General features: G+C 50.4%; 18 protein-coding genes. 16 read left to right on the top strand and 2 right to left on the bottom strand.

The features are described 5' to 3' along the window. The first annotated feature begins 538 nt into the window (after positions 1 to 538). The 3 genes from H3L95_RS07705 to H3L95_RS07695 all read left to right on the top strand — a co-directional run bounded on the left by H3L95_RS07705 (position 539) and on the right by H3L95_RS07695 (position 2575). On the top strand, positions 539 to 1333 hold the full coding sequence (locus tag H3L95_RS07705) for a thymidylate synthase (protein WP_003758237.1): 795 nt from the start codon (positions 539 to 541) through the stop codon (positions 1331 to 1333). Between the two features lie 91 nt (positions 1334 to 1424). Then, the gene (locus H3L95_RS07700; protein ID WP_003744124.1) at positions 1425 to 1775 is read left to right on the top strand and encodes a helix-turn-helix domain-containing protein; all 351 of its coding nucleotides are present in this window, start codon (positions 1425 to 1427) and stop codon (positions 1773 to 1775) included. After that, positions 1679 to 2575 (top strand): IS3 family transposase, encoded by an 897-nt coding sequence (locus H3L95_RS07695; protein WP_040668464.1) that lies wholly within the window; start codon positions 1679 to 1681, stop codon positions 2573 to 2575. Before H3L95_RS07700 ends, H3L95_RS07695 begins: the two co-directional genes overlap by 97 nt. Before the next feature lie 70 nt (positions 2576 to 2645). On the opposite strand, the gene lapB is transcribed toward H3L95_RS07695, so the two are convergent. After that, complete coding sequence (gene lapB, locus H3L95_RS07690) at positions 2646 to 3815, bottom strand: lipopolysaccharide assembly protein LapB (protein ID WP_003761889.1); 1170 nt, start codon at positions 3813 to 3815, stop codon at positions 2646 to 2648. A gap of 12 nt (positions 3816 to 3827) precedes the next feature. Continuing rightward, positions 3828 to 4172: a LapA family protein gene (locus H3L95_RS07685; protein ID WP_003761887.1), complete on the bottom strand. Its 345-nt coding sequence runs from the start codon at positions 4170 to 4172 to the stop codon at positions 3828 to 3830. Between the two features lie 387 nt (positions 4173 to 4559). Here H3L95_RS07685 and ilvE point away from each other — a divergent pair, with 387 nt between their 5' ends. From ilvE to H3L95_RS07620, 13 genes are all read left to right on the top strand, one after another. Further along, complete coding sequence (gene ilvE, locus H3L95_RS07680) at positions 4560 to 5558, top strand: branched-chain-amino-acid transaminase (RefSeq protein ID WP_003761882.1); 999 nt, start codon at positions 4560 to 4562, stop codon at positions 5556 to 5558. Between the two features lie 717 nt (positions 5559 to 6275). Beyond that, positions 6276 to 9011: a right-handed parallel beta-helix repeat-containing protein gene (locus tag H3L95_RS07675; RefSeq protein ID WP_003761878.1), complete on the top strand. Its 2736-nt coding sequence runs from the start codon at positions 6276 to 6278 to the stop codon at positions 9009 to 9011. Between the two features lie 156 nt (positions 9012 to 9167). Next, on the top strand, positions 9168 to 10475 hold the full coding sequence (locus H3L95_RS07670; RefSeq protein ID WP_003761876.1) for a hypothetical protein: 1308 nt from the start codon (positions 9168 to 9170) through the stop codon (positions 10473 to 10475). A gap of 126 nt (positions 10476 to 10601) precedes the next feature. After that, on the top strand, positions 10602 to 11276 hold the full coding sequence (locus H3L95_RS07665; RefSeq protein WP_003761873.1) for a site-2 protease family protein: 675 nt from the start codon (positions 10602 to 10604) through the stop codon (positions 11274 to 11276). 133 nt (positions 11277 to 11409) lie between these two features. Beyond that, positions 11410 to 12414: a tRNA dihydrouridine synthase DusB gene (gene dusB, locus H3L95_RS07660; protein ID WP_003761871.1), complete on the top strand. Its 1005-nt coding sequence runs from the start codon at positions 11410 to 11412 to the stop codon at positions 12412 to 12414. Positions 12415 to 12720: 306 nt separating this feature from the next. Next, a complete protein-coding gene (locus tag H3L95_RS07655; RefSeq protein WP_003761869.1) occupies positions 12721 to 12960 on the top strand; it encodes a Fis family transcriptional regulator in 240 nt (79 codons plus the stop codon). 31 nt (positions 12961 to 12991) lie between these two features. Then, positions 12992 to 13765 (top strand): glutamine amidotransferase-related protein, encoded by a 774-nt coding sequence (locus H3L95_RS07650; RefSeq protein WP_003761868.1) that lies wholly within the window; start codon positions 12992 to 12994, stop codon positions 13763 to 13765. 46 nt (positions 13766 to 13811) lie between these two features. After that, on the top strand, positions 13812 to 14675 hold the full coding sequence (locus H3L95_RS07645; RefSeq protein WP_003761865.1) for a DMT family transporter: 864 nt from the start codon (positions 13812 to 13814) through the stop codon (positions 14673 to 14675). Positions 14676 to 14775: 100 nt separating this feature from the next. Then, a complete protein-coding gene (locus tag H3L95_RS07640; protein WP_003761863.1) occupies positions 14776 to 15597 on the top strand; it encodes a hypothetical protein in 822 nt (273 codons plus the stop codon). A 55-nt stretch (positions 15598 to 15652) separates the two neighbouring features. Beyond that, a complete protein-coding gene (locus tag H3L95_RS07635) occupies positions 15653 to 16879 on the top strand; it encodes a chloride channel protein (protein ID WP_003761861.1) in 1227 nt (408 codons plus the stop codon). A 375-nt stretch (positions 16880 to 17254) separates the two neighbouring features. Further along, positions 17255 to 17734: a hypothetical protein gene (locus H3L95_RS07630; RefSeq protein WP_003761855.1), complete on the top strand. Its 480-nt coding sequence runs from the start codon at positions 17255 to 17257 to the stop codon at positions 17732 to 17734. A gap of 112 nt (positions 17735 to 17846) precedes the next feature. Next, entirely contained in the window at positions 17847 to 19427 is a 1581-nt protein-coding gene (gene purH, locus H3L95_RS07625) for a bifunctional phosphoribosylaminoimidazolecarboxamide formyltransferase/IMP cyclohydrolase (protein ID WP_003761852.1), read from the top strand. 266 nt (positions 19428 to 19693) lie between these two features. Then, positions 19694 to 20407 (top strand): helix-turn-helix transcriptional regulator, encoded by a 714-nt coding sequence (locus H3L95_RS07620; protein WP_003761850.1) that lies wholly within the window; start codon positions 19694 to 19696, stop codon positions 20405 to 20407. Positions 20408 to 20432 lie beyond the last annotated feature (25 nt).

The following is a 20432-nucleotide window of genomic DNA, read 5'->3' as shown; positions in this document are numbered from 1 at the left end:
CCTGTGGATTAGATTGGAAAGGATGATGAATTTGTGGAAAGCAATATAAACCTAATTTTTTTGCCTGCCAAGCAGTTTTGATGAAAATTGTTGACATTATTTTTTTGAGAATTTTATTATTTGATATATATATCCAATAAAATACAAAAATATTTTTGAAAATTTCATCATTTTAAAATAAGTTGGTTATATATTCTAAGTAATTTAACTAGAAATTTGAAACGAGAGAGTGTAAAAAATTCGATTCAGCGCAAATTTTCATGTGAAAACGGTCAATATTGTCAACAATTTTACGAAAATTACCCTTGAAAAACAGGATTAGGAAAGAAAATAACACCTTAAACAACGAATTTTGTTTCAGATAGAAAAACGTGTTTCAGGACAATCCATAACGGATAATGCAAAGGTCGTCTGAACCCCGTTTCCAGTTTTCAGACGACCTTGATTATGTAATCTTCCAGCAAATTGCCATAGCCATATAATTGTTATACTATGCCCCCAAATCATCTCCAATGACACACACCCTTAAAGGACACCAATGAAAGCCTACCTCGATTTAATGCGTCACGTTTTCGAAAACGGTACCGATAAATCCGACCGTACCGGTACAGGCACTCGTTCGGTGTTCGGCTATCAAATGCGCTTCGATTTGAGTCAAGGCTTTCCGCTGCTGACCACCAAAAAGCTGCACTTACGCTCGATTATCCATGAGCTGCTTTGGTTTCTCAAAGGCGATACCAACATCAAATATTTGAAAGATAACAATGTTTCCATTTGGGACGAATGGGCGGACGAAAATGGCGACTTGGGGCCTGTGTACGGCTACCAATGGCGCAGTTGGCCTGCACCCGACGGCCGCCATATCGACCAAATTGCCAACGTCGTGGAGCAAATCAAGAAAAACCCCGATTCCCGCCGCCTGATTGTGTCGGCATGGAATCCCGCGCTGGTGGATGAAATGGCATTGCCGCCCTGCCATGCGCTGTTTCAGTTTTACGTTGCCAACGGCAAATTGTCCTGCCAGCTTTACCAACGCAGCGCGGACATTTTCCTCGGTGTACCGTTCAACATTGCCAGTTACGCGCTGTTGACCATGATGGTCGCCCAAGTCTGCGGGTTGGAGGCGGGCGAATTTATCCATACTTTGGGCGATGCGCATCTGTACAGCAACCATTTCGAACAGGCAAAACTGCAATTGAGTCGCGCCCCCCGCACGCTGCCGGTGATGAAAATCAATCCGGAAGTCAAAGACTTGTTTGCATTCAAGTTTGAAGATTTCGAGTTGGAAGGCTACGACCCGCATCCGCACATCAAGGCCGCCGTGGCGGTGTAGGGCAGGGAATAGCTAAAAGGTCGTCTGAAACTTTTTGAACTGCACCCCAAAAGTTGGACATCCCCTCCAACTCACAAGGTGCAGTTTTTTTATGAGCAAATATACATTACACTTCAAATACCAAGCCGTACTCCACTACCTGCATATACGCAGCCAACAGCGTACCGCAGACCACTACGGCATTTCCCGAACCCACCTGAGACGATGGATACGCGCCTATCAAGAAGGCGGTATCGGCGCACTCGAACATCCCCAATCCAAAACCATGCCCCAACACCGCAAAAACCCCTTCATCGCAGATAAACCCGACCAAGAAAAAACGCAGGCAGAGCTTATCGAAGAGTTGTGCTATATGCGCGCAGAGGTCGCCTACCTAAAGGAGTTAAAAGCCCTCAGCCAAAAGCGGACCGCAAAGGACAAAGCCAAACCGTCCAAACACTGAGGGCGCAACACCCGCTCAAATACCTGCTGCACATCGCAAACCTGCCCAAAAGCAGCTTTTACTACCACCACCAAGACCGACCCAATCCCGACGAAGCCGACAAAGCCCTCCTTGTCGAAACCTACCGGCGGCATAAAGGACGCTACGGACAAAGGCGCATTGCCGCCGCATTAGATTGGAACCGCAAAAAAGTGGCGCGGTTGATGAAGCAGTTGGAACTGAAAGCCCTCATACGGGTGAAAAAAGCCTACCGCCATCCCGCCATGGGCGAAATATCGGAAAACCTCCTCAAACGCCGGTTCAAAGCCCGAAAGCCCAACGAAAAATGGCTGACCGACGTTACCGAACTCAAAGGGAAGGACGGCAAACTGTACCTATCGCCGATATTGGACTTGTTCAACCGGGAAATCGTCGCCTACGCCATGAGCCGCAGAGCCGACAGCGAAATGGTGAAGGAAATGCTCGAAAAAGCCGCCCCCCGTCTGACTGCTAAAGGAACGATGCTTCATTCGGACCAAGGTGTGCTGTACCGTACGGCGGGGTATAGGGAATTGCTTGCGGAGCATTCCATGGTTCAAAGCATGTCGCGAAAGGCGAACTGTTGGGACAATGCGCCGATGGAGAGCTTCTTTGCGGTGTTGAAGACGGAGTGTTTCTATAACGCAGGTGAATTGACGGTAGATGAATTGATGAAGCAGATAGATGACTATATGGATTACTACAACCGGGAGCGTTGCAGTTTGAAATTGAAAAAGCTGAGTCCTGTCGCATACAGAACCCAGCTTGCACAGAGCGCCTGAATAGGCTTTTATGAGTGTCCAAGATTTTGGGGCCAGTTCATTTTTCAGACGACCTTTTTGTTGGTTTGCTTCACACTTCGATTTTATTGGGCGTGAAGGTTTCCCATTTGTTGCAGGCAGGGCAGTGCCAGAAGAAGACTTGGGATTTGAAGTGGCAGTTGCGGCAGCGGTACATGACGCTGCGTTGGAGTTGGCGACCGATGACGGAACGCATCATGTCGGCGTCGGCTTTCCACGCGGGATTCATGTCGCTGATTTTCAAACCGAGCAGGCGGTATACGCCGTTGAGGTCGGGTTTTTGACGCACGAGGTCGATGGCAAGTTGGGCGGCTTCGCTTTCGCCTTTGAGCAGCAGGGCTTTTTCGTAAATGACGTTGATGAGGTCTAAATCGGGAAAGGTCTGCATGTAGCCGATGAGCCGGTTCAGCCCTTCTTCCTGTTTGCCTTGGGCGGCGTAGGCTTCGTAGAGTTTTTCGCCGACCATGCTCAGGTAGGCATGGTTTTGCTGTTCGATGGCGCCGTATGCCTCGACAGCGGCGGGGAAATTGCCCTGTTTGGTTTCGATGTCGCCCAAAATCATGTTGGCGCGGGCGCATTTTTTGTTGGCGTCCAAGGCTTTTTGGACGTTGTAACGGGCGGCGTCAAGATTGGATTTGAACAGCGCGGTTTGGGCAAGTTCGCAATAAAACTGTGCAATTTCAAATTGGTAGGTCTGCTCGTCGTGGCTGAGGAGCTGCGCGGTTTCGATGGCTTTTTCCCAGTCGCGGTCTTGCTGGTAGATGCTGAGCAGGTGCTGACGGGCTTCGCGTGCCATGTTGCCTTCCTGTAAGCCGATGAAGATTTGTTCAGCGCGGTCAACCAAGCCTGCGCTTTGGTAGTTTTGCGCGAGTTCGAACAACACCCGCGCGCGTTTTTCGTTGACGGTATCGGGCGAGTCGAGCAGGGCTTGGTGCATATTGATGGCTTTGTCGTTTTCGCCGCGCTGACGGTAGAGTTTGCCCAAAGTCAGGTTGAGGTCGTAAGACTGCGGCTGCTGGTCGATGACTTCCGCCAGTTCGCGGGCGGCACGGCCGCTGTTGCGGTCAACCAATGCGTCCAGACTTTTGTAAAAGCCGGCAGGCACGCTTTTCGCCTGTTTCAACACGGTTTTCATGTCGATACGGGCGGCAAACCAGCCCATGGCGAAAAAGACAGGCAAAAGGGTAATGGGCAGGAGGATGACCCACAATTCGTTGTCCATGTGATTCCTTTTTTAAGGCTTGGGCGTTTGTACGGGTTGTTTGGCAGGGGCAGTCGTTTGCGGTGCGGGTTGCTGCGGTACGGGGGCGGCAAGGTCTTTTTCGCTCAAATGCGCGTGTTTTTTGACTTCGGCACGCAGGCGGTTGTTTTCGCTGCGCAGCGCCAAAAGTCTGCCGAACAGGGCGAACATGCCGAACGCGATGCCGATGACAAATGCGCCGAAGAGGACGACAATCAGCGGTAAATCGGCTTTCTGACCGGGCAGGTAGTGGAAGGCAACGCTGTCGGTATTGATGACGGCGAGCAGTAAAAACAATAATAAAATGATGACTTTGATAATGGTGTAAATCAGTTTCATGGATGTCTCCGGCGGTATGCCTGTCGGAAAGTTTTGAAAAGGTCGTCTGAAAATTCAATAGGCGGTCGATAGGGATTCCGTTTTCGAACCCGTTTGCCGCAGATGCGGCTTAGTTTAAACGATTTGGATTGTTTCGGATAGGATGTGCGGCAGTTTTCAGACGACCTTAGGCTTCATTATATATATGTAGTACACAGTAGGCATGATTGCGGACAATTCGTATGCGTATCGGAATGGATGGTTTTCCGTATTTCGTTATCAGGCAAGGGCTTGGGCGAAAGCTGTTTGCGAAACAAGTATTCGGACTTGTCAAAACCATCCGTACAGGCGTATCTTTCAACTTTTAATATCTAAACAGAACCAAACAGAATAAGAAAGGCAATCACCATGAGCAGACCCGTACCCGCCGTGTTCGGCAGCGTCTTCCACGCCCAAATGCCCGTTATCGCCCACAAGGACGGCAAATGGCAGCCGACCGAATGGCAAACTTCCTTAGACCTCACCCTCGCGCCCGGCGCGCACGCCCTGCATTACGGCAGCGAATGCTTTGAAGGTTTAAAAGCCTTCCGTCAGGCAAACGGCAAAATCGTCTTGTTCCGCCCGACGGCAAACATCGCCCGTATGCAGCAAAGCGCAGATATTTTGCACCTGCCGCGCCCCGAAACCGAAGCCTATCTGAATGCCCTGATCGAATTGGTCAAACGCGCCGCCGACGAAATTCCCGATGCGCCTGCCGCGTTGTATCTGCGTCCGACGCTCATCGGTACCGACCCCGTTATCGGCAAAGCCGGTTCACCGTCCGAAACCGCTCTGCTCTATATCCTCGCGTCTCCGGTCGGCGATTATTTCAAAGCCGGTTCGCCCGTGAAAATTTTGGTTGAAACCGAGCACATCCGCTGCGCACCGCACATGGGCCGCGTCAAATGCGGCGGCAACTACGCCTCCGCCATGCCTTGGGTGCTGAAGGCAAAAGCCGAACACGGTGCAAACCAAGTCCTGTTTTGCCCGAACGGCGACGTACAGGAAACCGGCGCGTCCAACTTTATCCTGATTAAAGGCAACGAAATCATCACCAAACCGTTGACCGACGAATTCCTCCACGGCGTAACCCGCGATTCTGTGCTGACCGTCGCCAAAGACTTGGGCTACACCGTCAGCGAACGCAATTTCACCGTGGACGAACTCAAAGCCGCAGTCGAAAAGGGCGCGGAAGCGATTCTGACCGGCACCGCCGCCGTCATCTCGCCCGTAACCTCTTTTGTCATCGACGGCAAAGAAATCGAAGTGAAGAGCCAAGAACGCGGCTACGCTTTGCGCAAAGCCTTGACCGACATCCAATACGGTTTGGCGGAAGACAAACATGGCTGGTTGGTTGAAGTGTGCTGATTTGATTTCGTATTAATAGAACAGATCCAAAGGTCGTCTGAAAGAAAATTTCTTTTCAGACGACCTTTTTATTTTGTAAACAGATTTTGTCGTGCCATTTGTAAAAAAATATCCCGATGTTTGGTGTGTTGTTGTGAAAAACAGTCACTATTTGAACTAAAAAATAAAAAAATTTTTCTATTTTTCAAATAATTAAAAAATTTTAATATTTGCTAAGTTATGAAAATGTAATTATACCAATTCAATATGCTAGAATCATTTCATTACTTGTTTGGTATATTTAGTTGCTGAAAAATGTTGAAAAAAGGGACTTAAATCGACATCGCAGTGAACTAAATAGATACTCTAGAACTCTGATAGACTTAGGTTTTCGTTTTTTAATGTAAAGCAGTGTTTAATATATTAATGTGACATCACAAGATGACTGTTCCAAAGAGAGAGCTTTGGAATGACTTTTACAAGATCATGAAAAGTCGTCTGAATGTTATAGGGATATTTAAGTGCGGTTTTATGTTTAAAAGGCGGAAGGATTAAAAAAAGAGCGTCAGGTTTTGAGGTTTTAGAATGAGTAATAATCGTTACAGCTATTTAAATGACGATGGAAATGATTTCAAATCATTCAAACGACATATAAAAATTGCTGAAAAAGGGTAGGAAAGCATTGCTTTCGTTGCTTCAGACGCAAGTCTGCGGCTTTTAAACTAGGGAAAATATATTATGTCAACTAAAACCACGTACTCTTTCTTCAATCTCGGACAAACAAGAGTTCACACTAAAAGTCAAACTTCTCAATCTAATCATGCAGTTGCCGCAAGCCAAGATCATGCCAGCCATGCTCCTTCTGCATTGAACAAATTGATTTACGACCATTCTTTTGGCGGTCTGAATCTGGCAGCAGCCCTCCCTAAACAATTGAGGGGACAGGATAAAATTTTTGGTCTGCAACATACGCCCTCTGCCGATACTGCCGCAGTCAATACTTCAAAAAATACCAAACCGGCGCCGGTTGCCGACCGCAGTAAATTAACCAGCAAAGAAATGGCCATCATGTCTCAGGTTCTCCGTGCTGATGTTGTTGCACGCAAACAGGCAGAAGCCCAAGCAGCCAAAGAGCAGGTCATGGCAAAATACCAAGCTGCTAGACAGACAGCGGTTGCCGCCGCCGCTGCAAGACATGCAGAAGCTATGGAAAAGGCAAAAGCCGCCGCTGCAGTACGTCAAGCCGAAGCCTTGGAAAAAGCCAAAGCAGCATCGGCTGCAAGACAGGCTGAAGCATTAGAAAAATCAAAAGCCGCACATGCAGCCAAACAAGCGGAAATTGCCGCTAAAACCAAAGCAATCCTGGCTGAAAAACAGGCTGCCGAGAAAGCGCAACATACTGAAAATGATGTTGCACACCATCATCAAACCAACGGTAAAGCGGCGTATTCAGCACCAGCGGTAACGGTTGCCCACAAACATGAAGACAATCAGGCTGGTGACAATAAAGAAACGGTTCGACACAATACTTCAAAATCCAATGAAGCCCATACTGCCAGACAGGCTGAACATCAAGCCAATCATCAAGATGAAGTAAAAGAAGAGGAGGTTTCCAACTACACCGTTCATCAATCAAAAGAATTTGGCAGATACATCGACGTTAATGATTTTGGCGCAGATCCGACTGGGAAAAAAGACAGCTTGGCAGCCATAAAAGCGGCATTGACTGCGGCACACAAAGAAAAAGCCATGCTGTTCATGGACGGTACTTACTATATTTCCGATCAAATTGTCATCAATGGCAATAATTCAGGGGTCAAAGGTATTTTTGGTTCGGGCATGGGTAAAACGCTGATCACCTTTGATAAAGCGCAGGTCGGCGTGTTCAACCCCAATACCAATCACGATGATATTCGCGCATTTGCCGGTATTTTGGTGGATGGACAAAGCCATAAAACGATTGCGAATCTTTCTGTTAAATATACCAATCCGGACTTTTACCGGAAGGGCTTGAGCTACTTCGGAAAAGTCAGCGGCATTTTGGTCAACGATGCCGACCATACTTTAATCAGCAAAGTCGAGGTATCCGGAGTCAACCGTGCCGGTGTGATGTTTACATCGACTGATGCATTGGTTCGGGAAGCAGGTAAGAGCCAAACTTACAAAGCGCGCGTTCAAAGTGGTGAGATCAACGAACAATATGACCATCTGCCTTTGGGTGAGAACAACCGTATTGTCGACTCCTATCTGCACCACAACCGTGTTGCCGGCGCGATGGTCGGATATCAAAAGAACTTTGTCGGCGAAGGCAATAGATTGGAGTGGAACGGCCACGAAGCTGATGGCGGTACAGGTTATGGCATGACTGCCATGGCAGGCAGCTACAACTACGGCATTACTTTCCGCAACAATACGACCGACCATAACTACCGTAAAGGTTTGGATGTGCATGATGGCACCGGTATCGTTATCGAAAACAACGTCTTAAACGGCGACCGTCTGTATGGTATCGCTGCCTACAACCGCCAATTTTCTATGGATAACGTGAAAATTAAAGACAACGTTATTACGCAAGACCCGAATTTCCGTCTTTATATGGATGATGATTTAGGTAGGTATTACCACATGTATTCCGGTATCCAAGTGCAAACCAATACCCAATTGCGCGATTTGCATACGGCGGATAAAGGTTATTACGACATCAGCGGCAATACCATTAAAAATTTGGCAGTGTACCAAAACCACATCCAAACTTATGGCATCGAATTCCGTAACCATGAAAACAAAATGGATTACACGCTGAATATTACCGACAACAAAATCGACGGTGAGTCCACCAAATACCTGATGGCAGTGATTAACAACACATATGATCATGTCAGCAAACACGACGGTATCGGTACGGGCACCATCAATATCAGCGACAATACTGCCAATATCGGAAAAATTGCACCAGGAGCCGTGCCGTTCTATTTTGAAGAACACCGCTCGGATGTCCCCCTGCATGGTTCGATAACGTTAAACAATAACAATATTACCGTTCGCGAAGAGTCGGCCGGTTATCGTGAATTCGCCTATATGCGTACCAATGCCAAAGAGTACAACGTGACCAACAATACGTTGTCCCTCCACGGCAAGCTGAACGATGCCATTGTGGATGTCAACAGTACCGGTGACGGCGTAGGAAAAGCCACGCTGAATGTTGCCAACAATACCCTGCATACCGACATCAAAGGCAAACTGTATGCGACTTGGTTGAAACATGAGGCAGATATCGATACCTTTGCCGGCAGTAATACCCATAATGGCGACCAATTGAAAGATGTGAATACAACCGGTAAGGATATCGCGCTTTCCGACGTATTGGGTCATGTGCATAACAAAGTTGAAGCAATCCACGATACTGTTTATGCCAACCACCCGAAATATCCGACCATGATTGATGATCAGACTTACCATAACGGCATTTTGTAATGGTATTTAAAAGGTCGTCTGAAACGGTAAATTGCCGTTTCAGACGACCTTTCAGCGTTTTTAGAAACCGAACAATACAATGATGTTGTCACATTAAATTATTTGTGTTAAAAGTCATTTACATTCCCATTGGATTGTTTTTTTAAGGAACAGTAAATGAAAAAGACGTTTTGTCTAGTATTGGCGGCGGCATTTGGTTTGAGCGCATGCAGCAGCCTTGAAAACAAATCTGCCCATGAAATGATGGCAATTTCCCTTGATCGCGTCTATACGGATGATTACAGCTATAACATTGATAGCGAAGTGAAGTTTCATACTTCCACTGCCGAAGCAGGAGTAGCGCCGGAAAGCGAGAAGAAAGCCCGTTTGGAAGAAACAAAGAAGGATCAAGCCGAACTTGACAAACAAGTCAAAGAATTGAACGAAGACGGAATCGAACTTTCGGAAGAAGATCAGACCAAGCTGAAAGAAGCCTTGCTGGACACCGATAATGATAAATGGTTCCCTGAAATGATCGATAAATGGCAAGAATATCCGGTTGTCGGACGTTATTTGGAAGGCGTGCGTTTGAAATCGCATGTCGCAATCGACTTGCCTGCCAAAAAAGCCGAGTGGATTCCTGCTATCTCGATTAACCATCGTAATGAGCAATTGAATATCCAATCTCCCATGCTGATTGATGGTGAAAATCTCAGTCTGACTATTGACCAGCCATTGCTCAGTTCGATGATTATGAGCATCTTTACGAGCGAAGAGATCCGTAAGCGTTTGGCTGAAGAGCAACCTATCAGCATACAGCTTAAAGATGAAGAGATGGTCAAAGGCATTCCTTTGCGTCATGCCGCAAAGGCGGTATTCAAAGCCTATATTGAAGCCAGCAAAGCCGCTCCTGCTGAGGCATACCGCCTTGAAAATATGGATGAATTCGGTAAGCAAAACAAAGCAAAATACCGCATCCATTACACCCATAAAGACGAATATGACCCGCTCTTTATCAACGCTTTCGCTAAAGAATTCAAAAAAGAATTTGATGCTCTGAAGAAAAAACCGGAGGAAGGCTCTACGGCTGAAGGCTACGAGAAAGTTGAAAAATTCTTTGGCGAGTTTATAGACAGTACAAAAGAGAAAGGCCTTTCAATGCACTCCGGCTTTGAAAAGATGGTCGGCATGCCTCTCTATTATGACTACTATCTGAATGGAAAAGGCAGATTGTTGGCAACGCGTATTTATACGCAGGTCAACAGCAAAAGCAACACTCAGGCGTTGAACATCGTTATGGAAAGTATTTACCACAATTACGGCAAACCCGTATTCAAGTTTAAGCCTGCAAGCGAAAAAGTCATCGACATAAAAGAGTTGACAGTACCTATCATATCTAGATTATTGTTGCCATCGGGTTATGACCCAGAGGCAGAAACTGATTCCGAAGAAAATACTGAAGAACATTCAGCAACTGAAGAATAATCATCTGCCGACAGGCCGCCGAGATTCTCGAGCGGCCTGCTTATTGCAAATTTGACAGTGTTTACCTACGATGCGCCCTTGGTGCATTTCGTCTGAGTTTTTCAGACGACCTTTTTAAGGAAAACTATGTTTGGAAACTTTGATTTCAGTTATGTGCTGCTTGCTATCCCACCGGTGATGCTTTCCTTGGTCATGCGTGAGATTGCACGCGGTTATGTTGCATATCGCTGTGGCGACCCCACCGCATTACAATTCGGACGGTTGACATTAAATCCGATGGCGCATATCGATTTGATAGGAACAATCATCGTACCTGCGTTGAGCCTGGCGTTAACACCGTTTGTTTACGGCTGGGTACGCCCCATACCGATTAATGCCCGCAATTTTAAGAATGTGCGCAGCGCGCGGAGATGGATTGCCGTTGCCGGTCCGGTAACCAATCTGATTCTGGTGTATTTCTGGGCGATGCTCTCGTTTTTAGGTGGCGCTGTCCCTGAGGCGTATGTTGACCCATTAACGATCATGACCCAGTTTGGTATGACAATCAATATAGTTTTGATCGTCATTAATCTGCTTCCGATTTTGCCGCTCGATGGTGGCGTCATTCTTGACTCTTTCCTCAATGCAAAATGGTCTATGAAGTTTCGTCAAATCGAACCTTATGGAACATGGATTGTTTTGGCTTTGCTTCTTACGGGCGCGTTGTCGGGTTTGATTGACTTATTTTCTCTGATGATAGGGAGTTCAGTCTCTATCTTTACCGCATTGATTTTGGCAGGTATAGCCGACTTAGTAAAATAGCAAGGTAAATGGAAAACAAAGGTCGTCTGAACTTTTTCAGACGACCTTTTTTCCTATCCGTCAAAGTAAATCCCATTGGAAACCCTGCTTAAAAATTGTACAATGGCAGCCCTTTCCATACGGCGGTTTGACCATGCGCATCGGCGGCTACATTATCGACAATCCTATTGCACTCGCCCCGATGGCGGGCATTACGGACAAACCGTTCCGCCGACTTTGCCGAGATTTTGGCGCGGGTTGGGCGGTGTGCGAAATGCTGACCAGCGACCCGACGCTTAGAAATACCAAAAAGACCCTGCGCCGCAGCGATTTTGTTGATGAAGGCGGTATCGTTGCCGTCCAGATTGCCGGCAGCGATCCGCAGCAGATGGCGGATGCCGCGCGTTACAACGTCAGCCTCGGGGCGCAGGTTATCGACATCAACATGGGCTGTCCCGCCAAAAAAGTCTGCAACGTTCAAGCCGGCAGCGCGCTAATGCAAAACGAGCCGCTGGTTGCCGCCATTCTCGAAGCCGTCGTCCGCGCGGTGGACGTTCCCGTTACCCTCAAAACCCGTTTGGGCTGGCATGACGATCATAAAAACCTGCCTGCTATCGCCCGCATTGCCGAAGATTGCGGCATTGCCGCCCTTGCCGTCCACGGACGCACACGCACGCAAATGTACAAAGGCGAAGCAACTTACGATCTGATTGCCGAAACCAAAGGTCGTCTGAACATCCCCGTCTGGGTCAACGGCGACATCACTTCGCCGCAAAAAGCCGCCGCCGTCCTCAAACAAACCGCCGCCGACGGCATCATGATAGGGCGCGGCGCACAAGGCAGGCCGTGGCTCTTCCGCGATTTGAAACATTATGCCGAACACGGCGTTTTGCCGCCTGTCTTGAGCTTGGCAGAATGCAACGACACCATTTTGAACCACATCCGCGCCATGCACGCGTTTTATGGCGAAGTCGCCGGCGTACGCATCGCCCGCAAACACATAGGCTGGTACATCGACGAAATGCCCGACGGCGAGCAGACACGCCGGGACATCAACTGCTTGGACAGCGCTGCGGCACAATACGATACCCTAGCTGCCTATCTTGAGGCGCTTTCGGAAAAAACCGACCGCTGGATGTGTGCATATCGTGAAGGGTAGGGCGTTTCAGACGACCTTTTGTGTTTGGAAAGCGGATAAGCCATCGTGAATTATTAAGCAAACCCCGTACCGTCATTCCCGCGCAGGCGGGAATCCCGGCTTTGATTTTTCCGAAATGTTCAGAAATTGCCGCAGCTTCAAATTACCGGGTTCCGCCTGCGCGGGAATGGCGGCAATATCAGGTCGTCTGAAAACACAGTTTTATCGAAATAAAAAACAATCTATTTAATTCAAACTCAACAAACGTCGTCTGAACCCCGTTTCAGACGACCTGTCATCTTTAAAAACAACGAAGGAGGATATGTTATGAAACAACCCATCCCCGATATTGCGCAATGCGTTGAGCAGAATTTGCAACAGTATTTCAAAGACTTGAACGGTACGGAGCCTTGCGGTGTGTACGATATGGTGTTGCACCAAGTGGAAAAGCCGATGCTTGCGTGCGTGATGGAACAATGCGGCGGCAATCAGTCCAAAGCGGCGGTGATTTTGGGGTTGAACCGCAATACGCTGCGTAAGAAACTGTTGCAGCACGGTTTGCTGTAAATATCGGTCTTGTTGCAAAGGGAGAAAACTGATGAAGCAGGAACTTCGCCATGACGGCGGTACGCGGGGAAAAACGTTGAACGTCCATTTCATCCTGCACGAGGATTTTGAAGTGCCGGGCGCGTATTGGGATTGGGCGCGGTCGCGCGGGCATCGTACGGCGTCGACTAAGGTTTATGAGTCGGAAGCGTTGCCCGAAAACGCGGACGGTATCGATTTTCTGATTGTCATGGGCGGGCCGCAGTCGCCCGATGAAGACAGGCAGGCTTTTCCGTATTACGACCCTGAAGCCGAGCTGCGCCTGATGCGTCAGGCGGTGGCGGCGGACAAGTACATTGTCGGCGTGTGCTTGGGCGCGCAGCTTTTGTCCGTCGCCTACGGCGCACGGCACGGGCGCAGCCCGCACCGCGAAATCGGCGTGTATCCGGTCGAGTTGACGCAGGAAGGTTTGAACGACCCGCATACCGCCTTGCTGGGCGCGTCTTTCCTTGCGGGGCATTGGCACGGAGATATGCCCGGACTGACGGATGGGGCGGCAGTATTGGCGGCGAGCAAAGGCTGTCCGCGCCAGATTGTCCGCTTCTCACCCAAGCATTATGCGTTTCAGGCGCATTTGGAATTTGACCGCGCCGCCGTCGGCCTCTTGATTGCTGCCGACGGGCGCGAAAACTTGGCGGCGCAAAGCAGGACGCAGGCTTATGTGCAGCATCCTGATGAAATCGAGCGTTTCGATTTTACGCAGATGAACGCGAAACTCTTTGCCTTTTTGGATTCGCTGACCGAACCGGGGCAGGGTGGGGCGTGATGTCCCGCCTTTCATCAGTGCATCCTTTTATCCGACGACTTGAGCCATGATTTACCAAATACTCTCCTTATTGATTTGGGGCAGCTCGTTTATCGCCGCCAAATATACTTACGAGATGCTTGATGCCGCGCTGATGGTCGAGGCGCGGCTGTTGATTGCCGCGTTGATGGTGCTGCCTTCCTGTTACCGCCATTTCGGCAAGATTCCGCGCCGCGAGTGGAAGCCTTTGTTGTGTATCGCCTTTATTAACTACGTCGTGGTGTTGCTGCTTCAGTTTATCGGTTTGAAATACACGTCCGCCGCCAGCGCGATTACCATGGTCGGGCTGGAACCCTTGTTAGTAGTGTTTGTCGGCCATTTCGTTTTTAACGATAAAGCCAAGATTTACCACTGGATTTGCGGGGCAGCGGCGTTTGCCGGCATCGGGATGATGGTGCTGGGCGGTGCGGAAGAGGGCGGCGCGGTCGATTGGTTCGGCTGTTTGCTGATTCTGCTTGCGGGATTCGGTTTCGCCGGCGTGATACGGCCGAGCCAGCAGATGATTGCCCGCATCGGTGCGCCCGCATTTACTTCTGCTTCCATGGCGGCGGCGGCGGTGTTGTGCCTGCCGTTTTCGCTGGTGTTGGCTCAGAGCTATGAAGTCCACTGGTCGTGGGGCGGCGTGCTGTCGGTTTTGTATTTGGGGGTGGGATGCAGTTGGCTTGCCTATCTCTTATGGAACAAGGGCATGAACAAAGTTCCTGCCAATGTCTCCGGCCTCTTGATTTCGCTCGAACCCGTCGTCGGCGTCATCATGGCGGTATGGATTCTGGGCGAACATTTGTCCGCCGTGTCCGCTTTGGGCGTGTTCATCGTCATCGCCGCGACGTTTGTCGCAGGATGGCTGTCGAACAGAGGAAAGAATGCGTAAGGGGTCGTCTGAAAACGTCTAAATCAGGTTTTCAGACGACCTGAGAAGGTACGCGAGTATCTTGTTTTAATGTGGTTTTAAAAATATCAGGAGATTTTCGATGAAATATATGATTGCCCTGTTGCTTGCCGCTAGCCCCGTTTTGGCATCGGCTGCGCCCAATAACGACAAAGCTGCCGTCCAAGCAGCTATTGCCCAGTATTACAACCGACCGCTTGCGGCGCACAACTGTCAGCTTACTGAGCCGCCGAAAGACAGTGAGACAGCATCTGACAATATTATGTATTGTATGAAACCCGTTGCCGACCATAGCGTAACGCGCAACGGTAAAGCCACGCGCTATGTGTTGTACACGGGTTTTGCCTACGATATGAAGCTCAAAGTCAAACGGGACGCGCATGCTTCTTCGGGTCTGGCGGAATTGTTTGTTTTGGAAAAAACAGACGGAAAGTGGGCAATCAAACAACATGGAAGCGATGAAATCGGCGCATGGGGGGATGTGCCGGAGAATAAGGATTGGCGGTTTGTCCAAATGGGTGAGCAAAACTGGGGCTACACTGTCGAATCAGGCTATACGGGTCAGGGCGAAACGACGACCGGAGAAAATTTCCTGTTTACTGATAACAGCAACCGTGTCCGTAACAGCTTCATTAGCAACGGTAGAGATAATGGCGCACATTATGGCAATTGTGATGAATACAAAGGGCGGGAAAAACGCGATTGTGAAAACAGCTATGCCAGCATCGATGCGAAAATTACCTTGGACAAAAGCCGTCCTTCAGTCTCAGGCGTTTGGGCATTAAGCGCAACGGTGCAGGGGGTGGATGGCAAAAAACGTTATAAAAATCAGAAATATGCGATTCCTTACGAAGGCAAGACACACGTTGCGCCGAAAAGCTATCCGCTCAATATTAAATATTGAGGCCGTTTGATTTTTTAACGAAACCGCCGAACCCTGTCTCAAAAACAAAATCCCCATGAAACATACGCACAAACTTTGGATAGCCCTCATCCTTACCGGCATCGTCGGTGGCATGGTCGGCATTGCCTTGACGGAGCTTATGCACTTTATCCAGCACACGGCTTACAGTTACGGCACGGGCGGCGGGCATGTTTCCTTTCGGGAAGGCGTGGTTCAAACATCGTCTGAACGCCGCATCCTCGTATTGATTTTGTGCGGCGTCGCGGTAGGGTTCGGCTGGTGGTCGCTCAAACGTTTCGGCAGGCCGCAAATCGAAATCAAGGCAGCCTTGAAGCAGCCCTTGCAGGGGCTGCCGTTTTTCACCACCGTTTCCCATGCGCTGCTGCAAATCATTACCGTCGGACTCGGTTCCCCGCTCGGACGCGAAGTTGCCCCGCGTGAAATGACCGCCGCGTTTGCATCCGTCGGCGGCAGGCGTTTGGGTCTGGGCGAAGACGACACGCGCCTGCTGCTCGCCTGCGCGTCAGGTGCAGGTTTGGCGGCGGTCTATAACGTCCCGCTCGCCTCCACGCTCTTCATCCTCGAAGCCATGTTGGGCATTTGGACGCAACAGGCAGTAGTCGCCGCATTGCTGACTTCCGTCACCGCCACCGCCGTCGCCCGCATCGGCTTGGGCGACGTGCAGCAATACCATCCCGTCTATCTCGATGTGAACATCCCGCTGCTGTGGTTTGCCGCCGCCATCGGCCCCGTTTTGGGCGCAACGGCGGTATGGTTTCAGCGCAGTGCCAAAAAATTTCCCTTCCTCAAGCGCAACGACCCGAAAATCATTCCTTTGGCGATTGCATTATTCGCCCTTATCGGCATCGTTTCCGTTTGGTTTCCCGAAATACTGGGCAACGGCAAGGCGGGCAACCAGCTTACGTTCGGCGGCATGACCGACTGGCGGTACAGCTTGGAAATGACCGCCGTCAAATGGTTCGTCGTCCTGCTCGCACTCGCCGCAGGCGCATACGGCGGGCTGATTACCCCGTCCATGATGCTCGGCAGCACCATCGCCTTCGCCGCCGCAGCCGCGTGGAACACCTTCTTTCCCGCCATGTCGTCTGAAAGTGCCGCCGTCATCGGCGCGGCGGCATTTCTCGGCGTTTCCCTCAAAATGCCCCTGACCGCCATAGTCTTCATCCTTGAACTCACCTACGCCCCCGCCGCTCTGCTGATGCCTTTGTGCATCACGATGGCGGGTGCAGTGGCAACGGCAAGGAAAATGGGGTTTGAATAAGCAGGGTGGGGAAAAGGGTCGTCTGAAAACCGTCGGCGCGGGTTTTGTCCGAGCTGTCAGCCGCAGGACGGGCATATCTGAATCGTTAGCCTTATGCAGGCAATAATGACGGAAGGGAACGGCAGAAAGGTCGTCTGAAAATCAATTCAGACGACCTTTTTTCTAGAAAAATTGTCAACAATATTTCCAGAAAACTGCTGCCAAAAACCCGAAACTAGGGGATAATACCGCCCTGAAAATTCATCCCATAATGTTTTGCCAAGATTGAAGACGTATTCTGTCAAACTGACCGCCAGTGTCTTCAAACTTGCATAAGGCAGTTGGAAAACTAAGAAAGTAGCTTATTCACTCCCGAGTTTATAGAAAGAAACTGTTATGCAAAAAAAACACCTGATTTTTCTTCTTGCTGCCTTTGCTGCTGCGCCTGTGTTGGCAAAACCTATTGTTGTTCAAGAAGCGCAACTGCTCGGTAAATGGCAGTGCGTTGCCAATGATAAAACTCCGATGACGTTTATTTTTGGCAGTGGGCAAAAAGTAAGCGTGATTGTGGATATGAATTTTCCTTCACCTGATGATGAAACCTTAGTTTATCGGAATTTTGCAGATGGTACTTGGACGTTGGACGGAGGAAAAATTGGTTTGAATATTAAAATCACCGATGTTCAAAGACAACATAGTACAGCTAAAATTCGCACCATTCTGTGGCGTAAAGTGGATAAGGAAATGTTTGCCCAGATGAGAAACGACATTGGTAAATCAGATAAATCGCAAATGCAGGTTAAAAAAATCGGGAATGACAGCCTAAGCGTCCGTATGCAGGGTGATAGACAAGATATGGCTTGCCGCAAGGTATAAATTTATTGAATTGCCCAAGAGAACGCCATCGGAGCTAAACATCTCATCAAATTTTGTTTCATTTTTGCGCTAGCAGCGTGTATCGATTAAACCTTCAAAAAAAGGAATCCCCATGCCTTCCATCAAACGCGCCCTGATCAGCCTGTCCGACAAGACAGGCGCAGTCGAATTTGCCCAAACCCTGCACAAACTCGGTGTCGAAATCCTCTCTACCGGCGGCACGGCGAAACTGCTTGCCGATGCGGGCGTTCCCGTGATTGAAGTCGCCGACTATACCGGTTTTCCCGAAATGCTCGATGGCCGCGTGAAAACGCTGCATCCGAAAATCCACGGCGGTATTTTGGGGCGGCGCGATTTGGGCGAACACGTCGCCAAGATGGAAGAGCACGGCATCGGCAACATCGACCTCGTTTGCGTCAACCTTTACCCCTTCGCCGCCACCATCGCCAAACCAAACTGCACGCTGGAAGACGCGATTGAAAACATCGACATCGGCGGCCCTACCATGGTGCGCTCCGCCGCGAAAAACTGGAAACACGTCGCCATCGTTACCGACACCGCCGACTTCCCCGCCATTGCCGCCGAAATGGAAGCCAACGGCGGCGCGTTGAGCGACAAAACCCGCTTCAATCTGTCGCGCAAAGCGTTCAGCCACACTGCCCAATACGACGGTATGATTTCCAACTACCTGACCTCGCTTTCAGACGACGTCTTGAGCGGCACGCCCGAAGTCGGCGAGTTCCCAAGCCAGTTCAATCAAAGCTGGATTAAAGTGCAAGACATGCGCTACGGTGAAAACCCGCACCAGCGCGCCGCGTTCTACCGCGATGTGTATCCCGCCGCAGGCAGCCTCGCCGCCTACAAACAGCTGCAAGGTAAGGAATTGTCGTACAACAACATCGCCGATGCCGATGCTGCTTGGGAAGCCGTCAAATCCTTCGATGCGCCCGCCTGCGTGATTGTGAAACACGCCAATCCGTGCGGCGTTGCCGTTGCAGCCGATACATTGACCGCCTACAAACTCGCCTACGCCACCGACACCACCAGCGCGTTCGGCGGCATCATCGCCTTCAACCGCGAAGTGGACGGCGCAACCGTGAAACAGATTACCGACAACCAATTTATGGAAGTCTTGATGGCGCCGAAGTTCACCGCCGAAGCCCTCGAAATCGCCGCCGCCAAGAAAAACGTGCGCGTATTAGAAGTGCCGCTTGAGGCAGGCGCGAACCGCTTCGAACTCAAACGCGTCGGCGGCGGACTGTTGGTACAAACGCCCGACATCCACCGCCTCAGCCGCGCCGATTTGAAAGTCGTCTCCAAACGCCAACCGACCGAGCAGGAGTGGAACGATTTGCTGTTTGTTTGGAACGTCGCCAAATACGTCAAATCCAACGCCATCGTGTTCGGTAAAGGCGGTCAAACCTACGGCATCGGCGCAGGCCAAATGAGCCGCGTGGACAGCACCCGCATCGCCGCCCGCAAAGCGCAGGACGCAGGTTTGGACTTAAACGGCGCATGCGCCGCCTCCGATGCCTTCTTCCCCTTCCGCGACGGCGTGGACGTCATCGCCGAACAGGGCATCAAAGCCATCATCCACCCCGCAGGCTCGATGCGCGATCAGGAAGTCTTCGACGCGGCAGACGAACACGGTATTGCGATGGTGGTAACGGGTATTCGCCATTTTAGGCATTGATTCAAGTTTGATTGAAGCAAAGGTCGTCTGAAAACTATTTTCAGACGACCTTTCGTGCAATTGCCATGACTCCTTAACCGCTTGGTAGTAAACGAAATCGAATCGGAACCCTTGCCCATTCAAGCCCGAACCCGCTACTCTTCCGCTTCCCATGACGGCCATGCCTGATGCAGCAATGCGTAGGCAATCAGGCTGCCCGGTTATCCGCATATTTCAGAAATCAAACAAACTGCCCCCTTCCTCAAAGGAAATCAAGGAGACCCACCATGCCCAACCGTACCGACCGCCTGCTCAAACTCTTGCAGCTTTTGCGCACCAGCCGCCATCCGAAAAGCGCGCGGCTGCTGGCGCAGGAGCTGTGCATCAGCGTGCGCTCGGTATACCGCGACATCGACACGCTGCGCCATCAGGGCGCAGTGATAGACGGAGAAGCGGGCGTGGGCTTTGTGTTGCAGCAGGATTGCAACCTGCCGCCGCTGATGTTCAGCGAAAACGAGCTCGAAGCACTGATGCTAGGTATGCGCTGGGCGGCAGCGCATGCTGATGGCGAAATGGCGGAGGCGGCACGCTCGGTGTTGGGTAAAGTGCACGCAGTGCTGCCCGCGCGCTTGGCGGAGCAGGCAGAAGCCCATGCGGTGTATCCGATTAACTGCGCGACGACGTTCGGACACGACGAAGAACACGTTCTGGCGCAGGTGCGGCAGGCTTTGCGGCAGGAGCAGACACTCAGTTTCAGCTACACCGATGTGCAAGGGCAGGCCAGCCGACGCACGGTGTGGCCGGTGGCGTTGGGCTATTGGGACAACGTGCGGCTTCTGGCGGCTTGGTGCACCTTGCGGCAGGCATTCCGCCATTTTCGTTGCGACCGCATCGCTCAAATTCAAACCGGCGCAGCCTATCCCATGCCGCACCGCCTGCTGCTGCAACGCTGGCGGCAGCATGAAGGGCTGGATTTGAGCGCGTTTGATTTGAGCCACTAGTGCGATGCGGTTTGACCAAGACCAT

The sequence above is a fragment of the Neisseria sicca genome, from assembly GCF_014054945.1.
In the GTDB taxonomy this organism is placed as follows: Bacteria; Pseudomonadota; Gammaproteobacteria; order Burkholderiales; family Neisseriaceae; genus Neisseria; species Neisseria sicca.
Note: the sequence above shows the minus strand (reverse complement) of the source record. Positions and strands in the feature narration are given on the sequence as shown.